The following is a 16950-nucleotide window of genomic DNA, read 5'->3' on the forward strand; positions in this document are numbered from 1 at the left end:
ATCGGTCTGCACAGCCGGCCCCTACTAGAAAACAACCGTCGCCTGCAGCTACGGGCTAATCGCGATTCTCTGCGCGCGACTTGATTACGCGATTCAATGCAACAGGATCAACCGGTTTCACTAGGTGTTCGTTAAAGCCGGCGGCGAGGACCGCTTCGCGATCGTGCGCGCCTCCAAATCCGGTTAACGCCACCATACAGACTTCCGAGGAGTCGAGGGTAGCTCGTACTTGCTGGGCAATCTGATAGCCATCGAGCCCCGGCAGCGCGATGTCCACTAAAGCCACATCAGGCTTCTCGCTCAGGATAGTCGCCAGACCTTGGACGCCATCCTCGGCAGTTATGACTTGATATCCATCCATTTCCAACAGTTGCGCTAGCATCTCACGCGCGTCCTGTTGATCTTCCACCAGCACGATTCGGCACGGCTTCTCGGAACTCACAGCACCAGCATTCCTGCCCTGCTGTTTGCCCTGCTGTTTGCCCTGTTCCTGCATGCTCTGTTCCTGCATGCTCTGCTGTCGAGCTTCCGAGGCTTCGACGGCGGGAATCAGCGGCAAGTGCAACTCGAATCGGCTTCCCTTGCCGATGCCGTCGCTCTCGGCGGTGATGTGCCCACCGTGCATTTCAGCCAGCGCTTGAACGAGCGTGAGCCCCACGCCTAAGCCGTGCGACTGCTTCATGTTCGGCTCGAGTTGCACAAACATTTCAAAAATGCTTTTCAGCTTCTGCTTCTCGATCCCGCGACCGTTGTCGATGACGGCAAGGATGGCCTCGTTGCGATCGCACTCCACAGTCATCTCGATCTCGCCCCCGGCGGGGGTGTACTTCATGGCATTGGTGAGCAAGTTTTCAATGACTTGCAGAATGCGGGTCGAGTCGGCACGAATCCAGATCGGCTCTACCTCCCAATCAAACTCAAAATGGTGCCCCACCTCTGTCATCATCGGCTCATTCGCTTCGTAGACTGCTTTGGCAAGTTGTACGAGATCCCAAACTTGCAGATCCAAGACAAGACGATCTTTGGTGATCCGTGCCACGTCGAGCAAGTCATCCAGCAGGCGAGAGATGTGTTCCGACTGGCGGAGGATCACTTGCGCTTCACGCGACAACGCGCCTTCAGGCGTTCGCTTGTTGATCACACGGATCGCGCTCAGCACTGCGGCCAAGGGGTTACGTAGCTCATGGGAAAGCATCGCCAGAAAGCGATCGCGGCTGGCGATCGACTCGGTGAGCTCCGCCTCGAATTGCTTCCGCTGCGAGATGTCTTGCACGAACGCAATCGCGTAAAGTGGTTGAGAAGCCTCGTCGAGTTGCATCGAGACGGTCAGATTGATCCATATCGGAATGCCCGACTTTTTCACGTAGCGTTTCTGAATAGAATAGCTCTTGATTTCCCCGGCAACGAGTTGGCGATACCGCTGCATATCGTCCGCGAGATCATCGGGATGAGTCACTCGCTGGAAGTCGGTAGCAAGCAGTTCGTCCCGCGTGTACTCGACAATCTGGCAGAACTTGTCGTTCACGCGCAACCAGCGTCCATCCACAGCAACGTGCGCAATCCCCACGGCCGCGTTCTCGAAGGTGCTACGAAATCTCGCCTCAACATCCTGCAGTGCAATCTGCTCAGTTTCGATCATGGTAAGATCGCTCCCAGAAACAAGATTCTAAGTGGCAGAGGCTAGGCGACAGTGCAAGGCACCCCTGAGATTCCCTAGGAAAATTCTATGCGAACAGCAGTCCCGGCAATAGAGTGGTGAGCCCAGACTCACGTAGGGTACTGCAGAAATATAGGGTGCTGTCGAGAGGAGCGAGGCGTACCATTTACTCCGCTTGCGGCTTGAGAAGAGGTGAAAGCAGCAACCACTCTTGCGCAGTAAACCTCCGGAAGTGCGTAGCACTGCGGCTATGGGGATTTCCCCTTGGTCGATGCCGCCACTTCGCTCAAAGCAACCAACTCACGTAGGGTACTGCCGAGCTCCGCGAGGCATACCACAACCAGCGTTCATGGTATGCCTCGCTCCACTCGAGGGTACCCTTCCATCTCTCCATCTTACTCGCCCCATTCGGGTGCGTGCCAATTTGGCACGGGGTCCGTCCCACCCCAATCAATTGTATACTCGCCTGCATCGACGTAGCGATGAAAGCTCGACAAGGACCAATCAGCGACTCGCTGAACGAAGGCGTGCTTCCTCGGATTCCAGTGAACATAATCGACGCAACGCTTCAGATCTTGTGGGCCATCGACCGTGTGTTCCCAGTAGCGTTTTTGCCAAACTCCTCGACGACGATATTTGATACGCGATTCCGACTGCTGAAACTCTTCTCCACCCGCCTCCAACCATTTCCTAGTAAACAGCTCTTTGATCCGACTCCAGCGCATGGGATAGGCAACGTCCCCTTCCGGCAATTGCCAAATCGTGTGCCAGTGATCAGGAAGCAGCACCTGAGCAATCATTTCAAACGGATGGTCTTCACGCACCTCTTCAATGGCTTCTCGCAAGCATTTCCTGGCAAGGTCGCTGGTCAGAAAAGGTTGCCGAAGATGCGTCACTGCCGTGAAGAAGTAGATTCCACCAGGCACAAAATTACGTCGATAGTTAGGCATACCTGTTATCGTAATGCGCGCATCTCACGGTGAGTACTACCATGATCCGTAGGGTACTGCCGAGCTCAGCGAGGCATACCACGCCCCTCGCCCACGGCATGAGTACCAACAGACCGTAGGGTACTGCCGAGCTCCGCGAGGCATACCGCAACCAGCGTTCATGGTATGCCTCGCTCCACTCGGCAGTACCCTACAATTCCCCCACATCACGGTCGCAGGGAAAATGCGTTCGCAGTCGGGCCACGCCAAAAGCACAAGCGTCGCGGCAAACGACAACTCACTCATGCGGGGCACCATCCGCTTGCGGTTTCGCCGCGTCTGTGTTTTCGCGTTGCATCTGCTTCTCAAGCAACTAACCCTTCAGCTTGCGAACTTTCGCTTTCGCTTCTATCTCCTGCAAATTCACTTTTGCTTCGCTGCGCAACTTGACCGCCTCGATTCGCTGCTCCAACATCGCAAGTCCCGCATCGTATTGCGCTTGCACCGCAGCCACCAATTCTTCGGCGGCCTGGACGGCTGCTTGTTGTTGCTTGAGTGCTTCTTTGAATTTGCCTTCCGCTTCGGCCAGATCAACGCGAGCAGTCGCTAGTGCGTATTTGGCTTGAATCAACTTCTCCACGCTGCCGCCGTGCGCCCCAGTCTCGTAAAGATGTTTAATTTCTTCGAGGAGCTTTTCGTACTCGGTAACGAGCTCACGCAGCGGGGCGAGTTTGGCGTCTTGAGACGCGTCGTCCGCCGCTTGCGGTTTTGTCGCCGGCAACGCTACCGGCCCGCTCTGATTCTGAAGCACCGCAACTGGCACATCCCCATAACTCTTCGAGGATTTGCCATCGCGTGTGTATAAAAGCTGAAGCGATTCAATCGGATAAGCAGCCCAGCGACTTTCATCGACGATGGCCGGCACCGGCATGAGAAGCATCGGTACGATTTGCTTCCTCAAGACGCCGCGCTCGTCCTGGTTGCTGCCGCCTCCGGTACCTAGTTGGTAACCGTCAAGTATCTTATCTTGTTCTACCATCATCTGAAGTTTCTCAGCGATCCAACTGTTCCCCTCTGCGCGTTCCTGTGCAGCCACCTTCGTAAGACTTGCGCGTAGCTGCTCAACCGTCAAGTCAGGAATCGGCGGATCGAACAACGTGCGACGATCTTCTGCCGTTTCGTTATTGAATATCTTGGTAGCTTCGACGAGCGACATGGGGCCTTTGTCGAGGACTTTTCCCGCCGCTTGCGGCTTCGCCGCCTCTCCCTCGGCAATCCCCAGTTGATCCCCTATTATAATGTCCGTCTTGCCTCCCGCCCTCATCAGAGCCAGCTTGGCTTTGAAAAGCTCCACACCTGCAGACTCCCAGCGCTTCGTGGCTTCGTACCACGGTTGTTGTGCCTCACTCAGATTTCCAACCTCAACAGGATTCGAAAGCAGCTCCTTCTCTTCGGCCTGCATCACTTTCTCGGCATCTTGGAGTGATGTTTCCGCTATTTCGACTGCTCGGCGGAGTTCTCTCAATCGCTTTTCAGCCTGCCCTAACTCGGGTGCTACAATCTCCGCTTGCGGCTTCGCCGCACCCTCCTCGGCCCTCGGCTCTGCTGGCAAGTTCTCAAACTCCACCCACTGAAAGGGTCGCGTTTGAAATTCGAGCCGCGTTATTTCCTCAGGTTTCAAACCAGCAAAACTCCACTCTGACTGTTTTACCGTTCCCGCAACTCTCCAGGTTGCTCTCACCGATTTGTGCTGCTTGCCTGCTTGGTCAATGGCAAGGACGCGGCATTCACTGTCGAGAAAGTTGTCAGAAGTGACGACGATCGTTTTGTCGTCCCTCGTCGATGCAGCGGCGAAGACGACGCCCTTGCTATCCGAGAGGCCAGCGGCTGAGCCAAGGCCGTCGTCGATCGCTACCGTTTTCCACTCGCCTGAGGCTATGCCGATGCGAAGATCAAACCCCCTGTCATCTTTTTTGACAAGAAATACTTGGCCTAGGTAGCCTCGGGGTAGTTCTTTGCCAGTGGACATAACTTCGCAACTTGCTTTAGCGCCAATCTGCTCAGATTCCGTTCTCCAACTAGCATCTTTCGGCATGTTCGTGATTCGAAAGACGAGTTCACGCTGCAACTGCTTTTCGCTTGATGAGACACTCCCGCCCTCGACACGGAATGGTACATCCTTGAGCGACATACCTCTCCCATCCCACCAACGCTGAGGTTTCTCACCATGCGTGCCGATTGCAAGTATTTCGACTTCCAAACCATTGGGGAGTCTTCGAGTTGTTGAAGCATGCGCTGCAAGTGACTTTTCTGAATCTTGAATTTCACTAGCTAATTCCCCCCCACGCTCCGCCCAAACCAACGGCCCTGCCAACACCAGCGCCACAACCGCCAGCAGCGTCCACATCCCCCCGCGGCCTAACGGCAGCGGCTCGCGAATTGGCTCGTCGAATAACCTTGCCAGCCGGCGGCGTAACTCGCTGGGACTACGACCACTTGCCGCCAAAGTGGCGACTTGATCTGCACTGCTCTTTCTCTGTGCCAGTTCCACAACGCGCAGTAGCGCCTGCGCATATTGCACTTGGGGTGGAGAAGTCTTGCCTTCGACCGCTTCGCACGCCAGTTCGTCGCAGCAGTATTCGCGCAACGTGCTAATGCGACGGCTCAAGAACCACAGTGCCGGGTTGAAAAACAGCACCGCCTCGGCAATGCGCTGCAACAGGTTCACCCACATGTCGGCCCGCCGCACGTGAGCCAGCTCGTGGGCGAGAATCATTTCCAGCTCGGGTTGGGTGAGCCCGGTGAGCGCGCCCGCCGGCAGCAATATCGTGGGCCGCAGGAGGCCCACCACTTTTGGAACCAGCACGTCATCGACCTGCTTCAAGACGGGTGCAACACGCACATGCCACTTCTCGCTGAGCTGCTGCAGGTATCGGAAGAGCTCCCCATCGCGAACCGTTCCTCCGCTGCGTGCCAATTTCGACGTGTGCCAAAAGCCTCGCGCCAATCGCAACAGCATCGCAGATACGCCCACAAAGTACAGCACCAGCAGCGCTGGTGTGTAACGCTCCCAAATCCCAAGTCGACGTGCGTCAGCTGTCGGGTTTTGCGGCGCTACATTCTCAGCAAAGATTTCGCTCTTATTCGCAATGCTTAGTCCGTCATCGAATACCAATTCACCCTGAGAACCAAGTTCCGTCTCAATGGCACTGTGCGCAGATTCCGCGTGCAGTTCAACCCCCGCTCGCTGAGGCAACTGGGCCGGGATTGCGATCACTGCATAGGTCGCCGGCAGCAAGGCAAACGTCACAGGCAGCAATGCGAAACCTACCACCAACGCCGCAACGCAAACCAAGTACTGCTGCGAGGCTTTGCAAACGAGCCGCGTTATCAGACACGCCAGCGCCGCCAGCAACGCGATTTGCCACAGCGAATGCGCGAGCGTCAAACAAAGCCGCGTTGCGAAGTCGCTTGTCAACCAATCAGTCGCATTCATGATTTTTCCTCGCGGGCTTTACGATTGATCATCTTCCGCAATTCAGCTAGTTCCTCGGCATCGAGATCGGCCGTCTCTAGTAGGTTCAACACCATCTCTTGAGGCGAATCGTTGAAGAGCTTCTTCATCACGTCGCGCACCACGCCACCCGTGACGCTTTGCTTTTCCACCTTGGGCGAAAACAGAAATGCTTTTCCCTGCTTGCGGCGTTTCACGAATCCCTTGCGATGCATGATGTTTAGCATCGTGATAACCGAGCTATGCGTCAGTGGCCTAGCCGCTTCAGCGGCCAGGCGCTCGCGCACGTCACGCACCGCCAGCGGCGACTCGTCCCAGAGAATCTTCAGGAGCTCTAGCTCCAAGTCCGTCGGATGTTCAGAAGCAGGTCGTGACATGCAAAAGTCTAGAGTCGAGGGTTGAGAGACTAGTGGAAAGGAAGTTAGCCCGCATCGTACCGATGCCGTTTCAAAATCGGAAGCAGCTTACCTCGTTCCCACGCAGGAGCGTGGGAACGAGCGTTGCATGGTAGTACTATGGTTAACTTTTAATTCTTTCGTTGATCCTACCCGTGCCAGAATTTCGCGTCAAGCTAAACTTTGAAAGAATTAGAAGTTCCCCTGCGAATCGCACAAGAAATAGCCGCGAGCCAACGGCCCGCCGGTGCACAGCGACAGGCTCTACCCTGCGAGCAAACTCTCGGCAGCCCGCTAAGTCGCGACTATGTTCCCTCCAGACGCAACGCTTACGAAAACCGCCTAGCACCGTTAACCTAATAGCTGCGTGTGCCCAATCTCATTCTGCACTGGCGACTTCCCACTAGTCTCTTAACCCTAGACTCTAGACTTTCATTATGCCCCGAGCCCCTGAACTGAGCCGTGAGATCGACCAACTGGGCCGCCTATGTGGCGACATCATCAAGCAGCTCGCCGGTGGAAAAGGCTTCGAGCTCGTCGAGCAGGTCCGCCGGCTAGCGCGCGAAACGCAGCGAGCCGGCTCGTCCCCGAACCCGACTGGAACGCAGAGCCCGAATGATGCCGCGACTGAACTGGACGAGCTGCTGCAAGGACTCGACCCGCACCAGATTGAAGTCGTCACTCGCAGCTTTACCGTATTCTTGGAATTAGCGAACTTGGCTGAAGATCGCCAACGCGTGCGCGTGCTCCATCAACGCCAACAGCAGGCACACCCCTATCCCTCCAAGGAAACGGTCCGCGCGGCGATCGCCGACTTCCACGAGCGGGGCCTCTCTGCGAAGCAAGTACAAGCGTATGTCGATCAAGCGCGCATCGAGCTAGTGCTGACCGCACACCCGACCGAAGCCAAGCGCCGCGCTGTGCGCCGTTTGCTGGGCGACATGCGCCGGCTGCTTGGCAAGCTCGACGCTAGCGACCTGTTGCCAACCACTCGCCAGCGTCTCCACGAGAAACTAGCGGCTCAGCTTTCCAAACTCTCGCAAACTGATTTCCTCCGCCCCTGGCGGCCGACCGTTATGCAGGAAGTCGAGCGGGGCCTCTCGATCCGTCACGTGTTATGGGAGCAAGTTCCCCGCATCGCCAGCGATTTGCGAAGCGCGCTGGCGGAGTTCTATCCTGAGGTGATCTATTCGCATCCGATGGTCGAATACAACTCCTGGATCGGCGGCGACCGCGACGGCAACCCATTTGTCACGCCAGAGATCACCGCTCAAACGCTGCGCGAAATGCGAGACATGGCCTTCGAGAAGCATCTCGCGAGTTGCCGGAAGCTATCGCGTTCGTTGTCGCTCTCCGATCGTCAAACACCACCGGCCGCGGAGCTCACCGATGCCATTACCGCCGCCGGTAAACAGTGGCCCCCGTTGGCAGAAGAACTAGAAAAGCTGCCGCCGTTGGAATCGTATCGACGCTGGCTGCATGTGGTCGCTTGGCGTCTGGAAAGAACTGCCGAGGTTGATCTGGCAGTTGACGGCCAATCCGCAAACGAGGGGGCAAGCGCGTACGTCTCACCAGCAGAACTGCTTGCCGACCTCGCGATCATGCGTGACTCGCTCGTCGCCACAGGCAATCAGGCAATTTACGACGCAGACGTCCAACCGTGGGTTGATCAGATTGAAGCTTTCGCGTTTCACACCGCTCGGCTCGACATTCGACAAGACTCAGGCGTCTACCGCGACGTGCTCAACGAAGTTTGGAAGCTCACTGGCGATTGCGAAGCCCCCGAGAAGCTCGACGAACCGGCGCGACAAAAGCTGTTGGTCGAAACGCTCGGCAAGCCGTTTACCGTTCCCAAAGAAGCCTCCGACACGACGCGCGAGACGTTCGAGCTATTCACCCTACTCCGCCGCACCGCCCGGCGCTTCGGCCTGACGGCAATCGGCAGTCATATCGTCAGCATGACCCGCGTGCCGAGCGACTTGCTCGTCGTGCTCTGGCTGTGGCGCTGGTCGGAACAAGTTGATGGTACAGGAAACAACGAGGCCGACTCCTCGATGCATCTACCGTTGGTGCCGCTGTTTGAAACCATTGACGACTTGAAGCAAGCGCCCGACACACTCACTTCGCTACTGGCCGAGCCTGCGTACCGCGAGTACGTGCGCCAGCAGGGCGACCGGCAGACCGCCATGGTCGGCTACTCGGACAGCACCAAAGATGGTGGGTACTTCTCCGCACAGGTGGCGCTCCAAACTGGCCAGACCGGCCTCGCGGAAGTTGCCAAGCGCGAAGGCGTGGATCTCACCTTCTTTCACGGGCGCGGCGGCTCGCTCGGACGCGGCGGCGGCCCGGCAGCCAAAAGCGTGCTCTCGCTCCCAACCGAAGCGTTCAACGGCACGCTCCGATTGACTGAGCAGGGAGAGGTGCTCGCCGATCGCTACGACAACCCAGCCATTGCGCATCGCCACCTAGAACAGCTCACCTGGGCAGTGCTCACTGCCGTTTCGCAAGATCCCACGCCACCGCCCGCCCAGTGGCAATCTTCCGTCGAGCAACTCGCCGAGTCCTCGCTCAAGGCGTATCGCGAACTGGTCGACCACCCCACCTTCGCCGACTTCTATCGCCAAGTCACACCGATCAGCGCGATTGAGCAGTTGCCCATCGGTTCGCGACCTTCCAAACGTAAAGGGGGCAATCGGATCGAGGATCTGCGAGCCATTCCCTGGGTCTATTCCTGGACGCAGTGCCGTTGCCTGCTGCCCGCCTGGTACGGCCTGGGCAGCGCGTTCGAGGCGTATGTGGGCGATCAATTCTCTCGCTTAGAGTCGCTCCAGAAAATGCATCGCGAGTGGCCCTTCTTCGGCATCGCCATCGACAACTCCATGCATGCACTCGCACAAGCCAACATGAGCGTTTTCGCCAAGTATGCCTCGCTGGCCACCGGCGTCGAGGAACACGAAGAACTCACCGAAGCGATCCTCAAGGAGTTCGAGCGCTCCCGCCACGCAGTCCTCGCCATCACCGGCAGCAGCCAGCTGCTCGATCGCATCCCCTGGCTGCAGCGTTCTATCAAAGCACGCAACGGCTACGTCGACCCATTGAACCTGCTGCAAGTGGAACTACTGCGGCGCGGCAAACAAGATCGTGTTAAACAAGAAGTCGAAACAGGCGATGACGACCAACTCAACCAGTGGGAGCACTTAACGCACCTGACGGTGAAAGGGGTTTCGACGGGGATGCGCACTACGGGGTAGTCTTATCGCGAAGCGGTCCCGTCTCATGGCCCAGGGTTGCCCGGCGGGCCGGGCTACCTTGGGTCTGAAGATACAATTTGACCGTATCACAATATTGTGATACACTTGGAGAGCGGCGCGGATGCCACAAACAGAGTTGATATTCTACCAGGACGAGAACGGTACAGTGCCTGTGCGTGACTGGCTGCAAGAGTTAGAGTCGAAGGACATTGTCGCGGCTGACAAGTGTGTTGCCAAGCTCGGGCTGCTCAGTGAACGAGGCCACGAGTTGCGACGGCCTCACGTAGACATGTTGCGAGATGGCATCTTTGAGTTGCGCATTCGACACGGGAACGTCAATTACAGGATTCTCTACTTCTTCCACGGGAAGAACGTGGCGATTCTGGCGCACGGCCTGACGAAAGAAGCAAAGGTGCCGAAGCAGGATATCGAGCGAGCACTAGAACGCAAAACAGCATTTGTGAAAGATGCCAAGCGTCACAGTTACCAGGAGGACAATAATAATGGCTAAGACACGCGACGCAATGAAAATCATCGACAAGATGATTGGTGACGACCCGGAAAGACGGCAGAGGATTGCCGAGGCTCGCACCCAGTCAGAAATTGCCCAGATGGTTTACGACGCCCGGCACGCAGCTGGACTAACGCAGAAGCAACTTGCAGACTTGATCGGCACGGGCCAATCGGCCATCGCTCGGCTAGAGGATGCCGATTACGACGGGCACTCACTAACGATGCTGCAACGGATCGCCAAGGCACTGAACTGCCACATTCGGCTGAGCATGGTTCCCAACGACCCCCAGCCGCAAGTGGCGTGAGTTGGTTGCGTTTACGCAGACAGGTTTTCCGTGATCTTTACCGTGATCTTGCCACACCCTACGGAACTATTCTTACTTCACGGGCAGACCGGCGCTAAACGTCAACTTTTTTCCATCGGGAGAGAAACTCGGATCCTTGAGCGAACGGTTCGTAGGCTGCTGCGGTAGCAGGCTAGGAGGAGACCAGTCGTTCGGGTTGATCGAGTAAATCTGCGAGCGGCCATCTCGCTGAGGACATACGGCAGAAAATAGGATTTGCTCTCCATCAGGACTCCAACACAGCGCTGGAGCAAAAGCACCGATGTAGCGGATCTTGTGGCCCTGCTTAGCTCCGCGGGCATCGACGATCGCTAGCACGGTTGTGTCATCAAGCCTCGCTTGGAAAGCAATTTTCTTTGAATCAGCCGACCAAGCAAAATTCCAGTTGATGTACTGGTACGGGCTGCTCGGATCGTCCAGCAACATTCGCTTCTCCTCGCTGACGGTGTCGTAGATCACAAGATTTTCGCTCAACCCATAAGCAACGCTCTCACCGTCGGGCGACCAAGCGGTGCCCCAGCCTTGGTTATCGAGCGACTCCGTTGTGACCTTATCGCCACTAAAGTCCATCAACAGAACACCTTTGCCAGATTGCGTGTAGGCTAGTCGATTCCCCCCGGGAGCAAGCGAGGGCATGACGCCAGCTCCCAGTATCCGCGGCTCGCTCCCATCGGCATTCACGATGCCGATCTTTCCAAACTTGACTCCCGACTCGTCACCGCCACGACTCGTATCAAAGACAATGCGTTTGCCGTCGCGCGACCACTCCGACGATCCCTGAAATCTATGATCGGGAACATTTCCTAGGAGGCGCATTTGAGAACCGTCAGGCTCGGCGATGAACACCTGAGAGTTGTGTTCTTCCGGTTCTCCTTCGATAACATCTTGGGTTTGCTGGGCCTGTAGGGGCGGGGCACTGAGGAGAAGGCTAAGCCAGACGCAGACACACGCAATATTCGGCAGCATGCCGAGAGGACCAATAGAAGAGCGGACAAGTCGTCTCGTGAGTCCCATGAAGTAGCTCCAGGTGCAAGGCTGACTCAATATAGATGCTTCCCTCTATTCGCCACGGTACCCGCGCTCGGTGCGCGATGTCAATGACATGCGCGCCGGCGTGACATTTACCTACGTGGATTCAGCAAAACCCGTCGCGTTTTATCGCGAAGCAGTGGCGTCTCCTAGCCCGGGGTTGCCCGGCGGGCCGGGATACCCTGGGGCGCCACGGCACACGTCGTGTTTACGCTGAAAGCATTACGTCGAACTCACGAAAACCACTTCACGAATCCTACCAACAGCATCGTAAAGATGCAGAACAAGATAAGGTGCCACAGGCACCCAGGTCCGCCGGTGAAGTCGGGTTTGTAGACAGTATCGTAAATGGGGTACACGGCTGTTGACTCATTCCGTGGAGTTTCAAGTAGGGTCCGCTGTGCGGACCAATGGGCATGGTACGAACTCGTGGTTTCTTAGCAATTGAATAAAGGTTGCCGGGCGAGTTTTATCGGTCCGCACAGTGGACCCTACGCCTTCCCCAACTCTTCCATCAACCCATCAACCATCGCCTCGGTATGAGCCGTCGTCAGACTCAACCGTAACAACGATTGTCCTTCAGGCACGGAAGGCGGACGGATGGCGGGCACCCAGTAACCTGCTTCGCGCAACCTGCCGGCCAAGGCCAGTGCCTGCTTGGCAGAACCGATGCGGATGGGAATGATCTGGCTCGCCGAAGGCGTTACGTCCCAGCCTTGCGCGGTGAGCCGCTCGCGCAGGTCACTCGCCTTCTGCAACAATAGCGCTCCGCAATGCGGATTGGCTTCGATTATATCCAGTGCCGCCAGTGCCGCGGCGGAATTTGCAGACGGGTGCGCAGTTGAGAACACGAAACTCCGTGAACGATTTGCTAACCACTTCACTAGCGACTTGCTACCGCACACCAACCCGCCTGCCGAGCCGAGTGCTTTGCTGAGCGTGCCCATGCGAACGACCGGTGCAGACTCCGCATCGGGAATCTCGTCGGCAATGTGTTCCCAGAGGCCTCCGCCCCCTCCCTTGCCTACACGGTTCCCAAACACACCCAGCGCGTGGGCTTCGTCGATCAGTAACATGGCGTCGTATTTTCTGGCGAGTCGCACGAGCTCTATCAGCGGGGCCAAATCGCCATCCATGCTGAACAGCGTGTCGCTGACGATCAGCCGGCGGCGAAATCCACCACCCGCAGCAAGCAGCGTTTCCAACTCGCTCATGTCGCAGTGGGAATAGACGTGCCGCTCTGCTCTGGAAAGCCGGCACCCATCAATGAGACTCGCATGATTGAGCGAATCGCCGTAGACGCAATCGCCACGATCTACCAGCGCCGGCACCACACCAACGTTTGCAGCATAGCCACTGGTGAACAGTAGCGCCGCCTCAGCGTTCAAGAACTCCGCCAAGCGAGCTTCAAGTTGCTCGTGCAACGTCGAGCGCCCACAGATCAACGGGCTAGCCGCGCGACCGACGCCCTGTTGCTGGCACGCCGCCACTGCCGCGCTGCCCAAACGTGCGTCGCCAGCCATGCCGAGGTAATCGTTCGAGGCAAAGTTTACGCAACCCGCTGACAAAGGACCGGTCGTCAGCGGTCCCGCCGCTTCCAGCCCCGCAGGCAATTCGCGCAGCAGGTCGCTTATCTTGAGTTCAGCGAGCGACGTGTCAATCCAAGCAAATGGGTTCATCACCCCAGTCTACTTGGGAAACTGTCCGATTGAATCGGGTAGCCCCGACACTTCTTCCTTGCCTGCTTGATAGAGTGACTACGCGAAACACCGAAAAAGTGTCGGTGCTTCCCGTCTTCTCAAGAGATTTGAGCTGTTCGTGCGGGGCAACGGACATCAGGACAAAAAAGAACACTCCCATGCCACTAACGAGCGACATGGGAGTGTCTTCAACGGCGGTGTGGAACTGGGCAATTCCCGGAGGGATTGCTCGATGGGGATACCATGAGAAATCACACCACACGTTTGGGCCGTAGGTGATACGGCCGCCTGGAATGCTTGGATCTAGGAAATCTGCGAGAATCTCAGAAACTTTTCCGAGGCATCATGTTGGACCTTTAGTTCGCTTGACCCGCTCTTGTAGTCCTTCTACTTTGAACTGTTGGCAGTCTACTCTGCTGGCAGATAAGTCGATTCGACGCCCCCTTGGCCCAGCTTGGTTCTATCCGTGTCCAACCCTCCACCAACTGAGCCCAACTCTCCGAGCAAGTCGCATCCCACGTGGCTGCTCTTGGCGGGAATTGCTCTGGGCGTTGCGATCGGTGTCAGCTGGGCGATAGCTTGGACACCAAGTATCGAACAGCAGACGACCCAACTCCAAGCTTCGCGAAACGAAGCTCTCCTCAGCGACGTAACCACTGCCAACGTGCAACCCCAGCCTGAGTGGTCGCCTGCGGATGTCGTGCAGCAGCAAATGGAATCGCTCACCGCCAGTCGCACCGATCCCTTGGCAATTCGCAATTGCTTTGCGCTCGCTTCGCCCTCCAACCGAATGGCGACGGGCCCGCTCGAGCGTTTCGCCGCGATGGCATCCGGTCCCGGGTATCGCCCGCTGATCGACGCGCGCTCGTATCTCGTGGGCGATGCTGTCATGCGAGACCATAGCGCCGCCGTGTTGGTAACGCTGATCACGCACGACGGCGAGCCCTTCTCCTACCGTTTTTTCCTTTCGCAACAGCCGCCCGTCATGAAAGGAAGTGCGCCAAAGGAAAGCAGTCCCGACATCAGCGGTGGCACGCCATCAACAGCCGATGGCCCACAACCAAACGCCGACTGCTGGATGACCGACGGCGTTGTGCGAGAGCTACCGCCGGTACAGCGATCGCCAGCCCAGCCTTCCCCTTCTGCTAGACCCAATTCGGGGTCCAGCGCATGACGGCCCGAGATTCGGAACTCTCCACCAATGACGAAACGGCTGACGATGGTGCGCTCATGCAGCAAGTAGCCCAGGGCTGCGAGGCTGCACTGGCCGAATTATACGACCGCCATTCGGGCCGTTTGTACGGAATATGCCTCAAAATTCTCCGTCGTCCTGCCGATGCGCAAGCTGCTTTATCCGACATTTTCTACGAAATTTGGCGTCGGGCAGATCGTTTCAATCCAGAGCGGGGGCAGGTGCGTACCTATTTTACTACCCTAGCTCGCAGCAGAGCCATCGATCGACTCCGCTCGGATAGTACTCGGACCAATCATGAGCGAGAGTACTCCCGCGAGTCGAGTGAGGAAAAAGGACAGCGATCCCAGACACACGATCCGGTCCAAGCAGCCATAATCGACGAGACCATGCAGTTTGTTCGCGAGACCCTTCGCGGTTTGCCTGAAGACCAGCAAACCTGCTTAGAGACGGCCTACTTTGAAGGATTAACTCAGCAGGAGATTTCCGCCCGCCTGGGACTGCCGCTGGGAACCGTAAAGACGCATATACGCGGCGGGCTCGAAAAGCTCCGCCAAGCGGTGAGCGCTTTTGAGGCGGGAACGCACTTGGAACCCAAGGTAACTACCAACAAGCCTCGTTAATAGAGACGACACGACCTTCAACCTAATGAATTGCCAAGAGTGCCAACCACTGTTGATCGACTCCCTGCTGGGCGACCTATCGCCTGAGCAAGCGAGTGAGATTGCGCACCACGTGGAAACGTGTGAAGCGTGTGCGTTGGAATGGCAACTCGTGCAGCGTGACTTCTCGCAGTTGGCTGAGACGAGCGAACCGGTCGATCCCCCCACGGATCTCAAGGCACGACTGCTCTCCTCATTGCCTGTTAAATCGTCGCCAGCAAAACCGTTGCCTGCTAACGAAGGCCTGACGATCGTCGCCGACGTTCCGCCCACAGCACCCGTCGTGGCATTCGGCATGTCCGAGGCGCTCGATGAGCCGGTTGACTACAACACGTTGGCATCGGATGCTCACCGTGCCGACGGCGCTGGCTGGACGAAGTTTGCGCTCTTGGCGGCAACGCTGGCTGGTGTGTTGCTTGGCGGTTGGGGAGCGCAAGCCATTCGCTCCACGCTTGCTGAGGCAGCGGCCGAGAGAGCCGTCGCTCAGTCACGAGCACAAGCCGCCACGACTTTGGCTACCACAATGCAGGCCTCACGACGGCTGACCGACCAAGCAACTTTGCGCAACGCTGCCTTCACTTCGGCAGAGAGCCCCAGCCTAGTTGCCACACTCAGCTGGGACGTGCTTTCCCAGCAATTGCACTTCCATGCCGTTGGGCTGCCAGCTAAGCCCGATGATCAAACCTATCGCTTATGGCTGATCGACGATGTCGGTCAATGGGTCGAAGCCGGCGATATTCTTGCTAGCTCGGAAGACGACCCGAGCGTGTACCGGCTGCTTGCCCCAGCTCCAGAGCACGAGCACCCCTTTGTGGCAGCTGCCCTCGCGCTCGATTCCGCCGAATCACCAGACCTCGACAAGCATGGTCGGGTAATCTCCCAAACCCAATTCGGGCCTGCTGCGGGTGAATAGCCCTATTTCCTTCCGAGGGGGGAAGGCTAGACGACCGAGGAATCCAGTCTCAACTTGGGTTTGGACCGCAAATTCTGACAGATTGGCTCCAATGCTGAGACACCTGTCGAAATGACACGAAATGCGACTCTGTGCTGCCTTGAATTGGTTATGCTCGCCCCCCTCGACGGCCCGCGAGAATCTGTTATTCTGTAGGGCTCGATTTTGCGCGGGCTCATGCTTGTAGGCATAGTCCTGAGCACGCCCAGAATTCCGTCGGTTCGTAGCACCGCAGCCACTAAACAAGTCACCTGTAACCAGTCGTAAGAATATCATGTACGCAATCATCGCCGATGGCGGCCGCCAGCATAAAGTTGAAGAAGGACAAGAAGTCACCGTCGATTACCGTGACATCGCCGCTGGCGAAGTGTTCACCTTCGAGAAAGTACTCGCGGTAAGCGATGGCTCCGGCGACTTACAGCTCGGCACGCCTACCGTCAGTGGTGCAACGGTCACTGCCGAAGTGGTCGGACCCTCGCAGGGCCCGAAGCTGGTCGTCCAAAAAATCCGCCGCCGCAAGAACAGCCGCCGCAAGACGGGCCATCGCAGCATGTACACCAAAGTGAAGATCAGCAAGATCAGCTCCTAGGGCAACACCCCGTCAAAAGAACAACCGTGGCCGGGGTGCTTTAGCACTCCGGCCTTTTCCGTGCGCTCTTGCAGCGCAGTATCAGCACAATTGCACCGTAAGTGAAAATTGGTGTCTGGCAACAATCTCTGGCAAGACCTTGAAACCACAAAGGGCCCAAAGAGCACTAAGCATATTTTTTTTGTAAGTATCGGTTGGCTAGAATCTACTCGAGTGAGCTGCT

13 protein-coding genes are annotated in these 16950 nt (G+C 57.2%); 7 read left to right on the top strand and 6 right to left on the bottom strand.

Annotated features, from left to right (window positions below; genetic code table 11):
• Positions 1 to 55: 55 nt before the first annotated feature.
• The 4 genes from HG15A2_RS22145 to HG15A2_RS22160 form a co-directional block, all read right to left on the bottom strand.
• Positions 56 to 1639, bottom strand: coding sequence for a hybrid sensor histidine kinase/response regulator (locus HG15A2_RS22145; protein WP_145063423.1), 1584 nt, complete (start codon positions 1637 to 1639; stop codon positions 56 to 58).
• A gap of 413 nt (positions 1640 to 2052) precedes the next feature.
• A complete protein-coding gene (locus HG15A2_RS22150) occupies positions 2053 to 2607 on the bottom strand; it encodes an REP-associated tyrosine transposase (protein WP_145063425.1) in 555 nt (184 codons plus the stop codon).
• Positions 2608 to 2959: 352 nt separating this feature from the next.
• Positions 2960 to 6082 carry a M56 family metallopeptidase gene (locus HG15A2_RS22155; RefSeq protein ID WP_145063427.1) on the bottom strand — a complete coding sequence of 1041 codons (3123 nt, stop codon included), beginning with the start codon at positions 6080 to 6082 and terminating at the stop codon, positions 2960 to 2962.
• Positions 6079 to 6477 (bottom strand): BlaI/MecI/CopY family transcriptional regulator, encoded by a 399-nt coding sequence (locus HG15A2_RS22160; RefSeq protein WP_145063429.1) that lies wholly within the window; start codon positions 6475 to 6477, stop codon positions 6079 to 6081. Before HG15A2_RS22160 ends, HG15A2_RS22155 begins: the two co-directional genes overlap by 4 nt.
• Positions 6478 to 6932: 455 nt before the next feature.
• On the opposite strand from HG15A2_RS22160, the gene ppc reads away from it, so the two are divergent.
• From ppc to HG15A2_RS22175, 3 genes are all read left to right on the top strand, one after another.
• On the top strand, positions 6933 to 9746 hold the full coding sequence (gene ppc, locus HG15A2_RS22165) for a phosphoenolpyruvate carboxylase (protein ID WP_145063431.1): 2814 nt from the start codon (positions 6933 to 6935) through the stop codon (positions 9744 to 9746).
• 121 nt (positions 9747 to 9867) lie between these two features.
• On the top strand, positions 9868 to 10257 hold the full coding sequence (locus HG15A2_RS22170; RefSeq protein ID WP_145063433.1) for a type II toxin-antitoxin system RelE/ParE family toxin: 390 nt from the start codon (positions 9868 to 9870) through the stop codon (positions 10255 to 10257).
• Positions 10250 to 10564 carry a helix-turn-helix domain-containing protein gene (locus HG15A2_RS22175; protein ID WP_145063435.1) on the top strand — a complete coding sequence of 105 codons (315 nt, stop codon included), beginning with the start codon at positions 10250 to 10252 and terminating at the stop codon, positions 10562 to 10564. Before HG15A2_RS22170 ends, HG15A2_RS22175 begins: the two co-directional genes overlap by 8 nt.
• A 72-nt stretch (positions 10565 to 10636) precedes the next feature.
• On the opposite strand, the gene HG15A2_RS22180 is transcribed toward HG15A2_RS22175, so the two are convergent.
• The gene (locus HG15A2_RS22180; RefSeq protein WP_145064224.1) at positions 10637 to 11617 is read right to left on the bottom strand and encodes a TolB family protein; all 981 of its coding nucleotides are present in this window, start codon (positions 11615 to 11617) and stop codon (positions 10637 to 10639) included.
• A 506-nt stretch (positions 11618 to 12123) separates the two neighbouring features.
• A complete protein-coding gene (locus HG15A2_RS22185; protein ID WP_145063437.1) occupies positions 12124 to 13311 on the bottom strand; it encodes an aminotransferase class I/II-fold pyridoxal phosphate-dependent enzyme in 1188 nt (395 codons plus the stop codon).
• 487 nt (positions 13312 to 13798) lie between these two features.
• Between HG15A2_RS22185 and HG15A2_RS22190 the strand changes: the two genes are divergently transcribed.
• The 4 genes from HG15A2_RS22190 (at position 13799) to rplU (ending at position 16727) form a co-directional block, all read left to right on the top strand.
• A complete protein-coding gene (locus HG15A2_RS22190; RefSeq protein WP_145063439.1) occupies positions 13799 to 14506 on the top strand; it encodes a DUF4864 domain-containing protein in 708 nt (235 codons plus the stop codon).
• Positions 14503 to 15147 carry a sigma-70 family RNA polymerase sigma factor gene (locus HG15A2_RS22195; protein ID WP_145063441.1) on the top strand — a complete coding sequence of 215 codons (645 nt, stop codon included), beginning with the start codon at positions 14503 to 14505 and terminating at the stop codon, positions 15145 to 15147. The genes HG15A2_RS22190 and HG15A2_RS22195 overlap by 4 nt, the downstream gene beginning before the upstream one ends.
• Before the next feature lie 25 nt (positions 15148 to 15172).
• Complete coding sequence (locus HG15A2_RS22200) at positions 15173 to 16099, top strand: anti-sigma factor (RefSeq protein ID WP_145064225.1); 927 nt, start codon at positions 15173 to 15175, stop codon at positions 16097 to 16099.
• A 313-nt stretch (positions 16100 to 16412) separates the two neighbouring features.
• On the top strand, positions 16413 to 16727 hold the full coding sequence (gene rplU / locus HG15A2_RS22205) for a 50S ribosomal protein L21 (RefSeq protein WP_145063443.1): 315 nt from the start codon (positions 16413 to 16415) through the stop codon (positions 16725 to 16727).
• The last annotated feature ends 223 nt before the right edge of the window (positions 16728 to 16950 follow it).

The sequence above is a fragment of the Adhaeretor mobilis genome (assembly GCF_007741515.1).
GTDB classification, from domain to species: domain Bacteria; phylum Planctomycetota; class Planctomycetia; order Pirellulales; family Lacipirellulaceae; genus Adhaeretor; species Adhaeretor mobilis.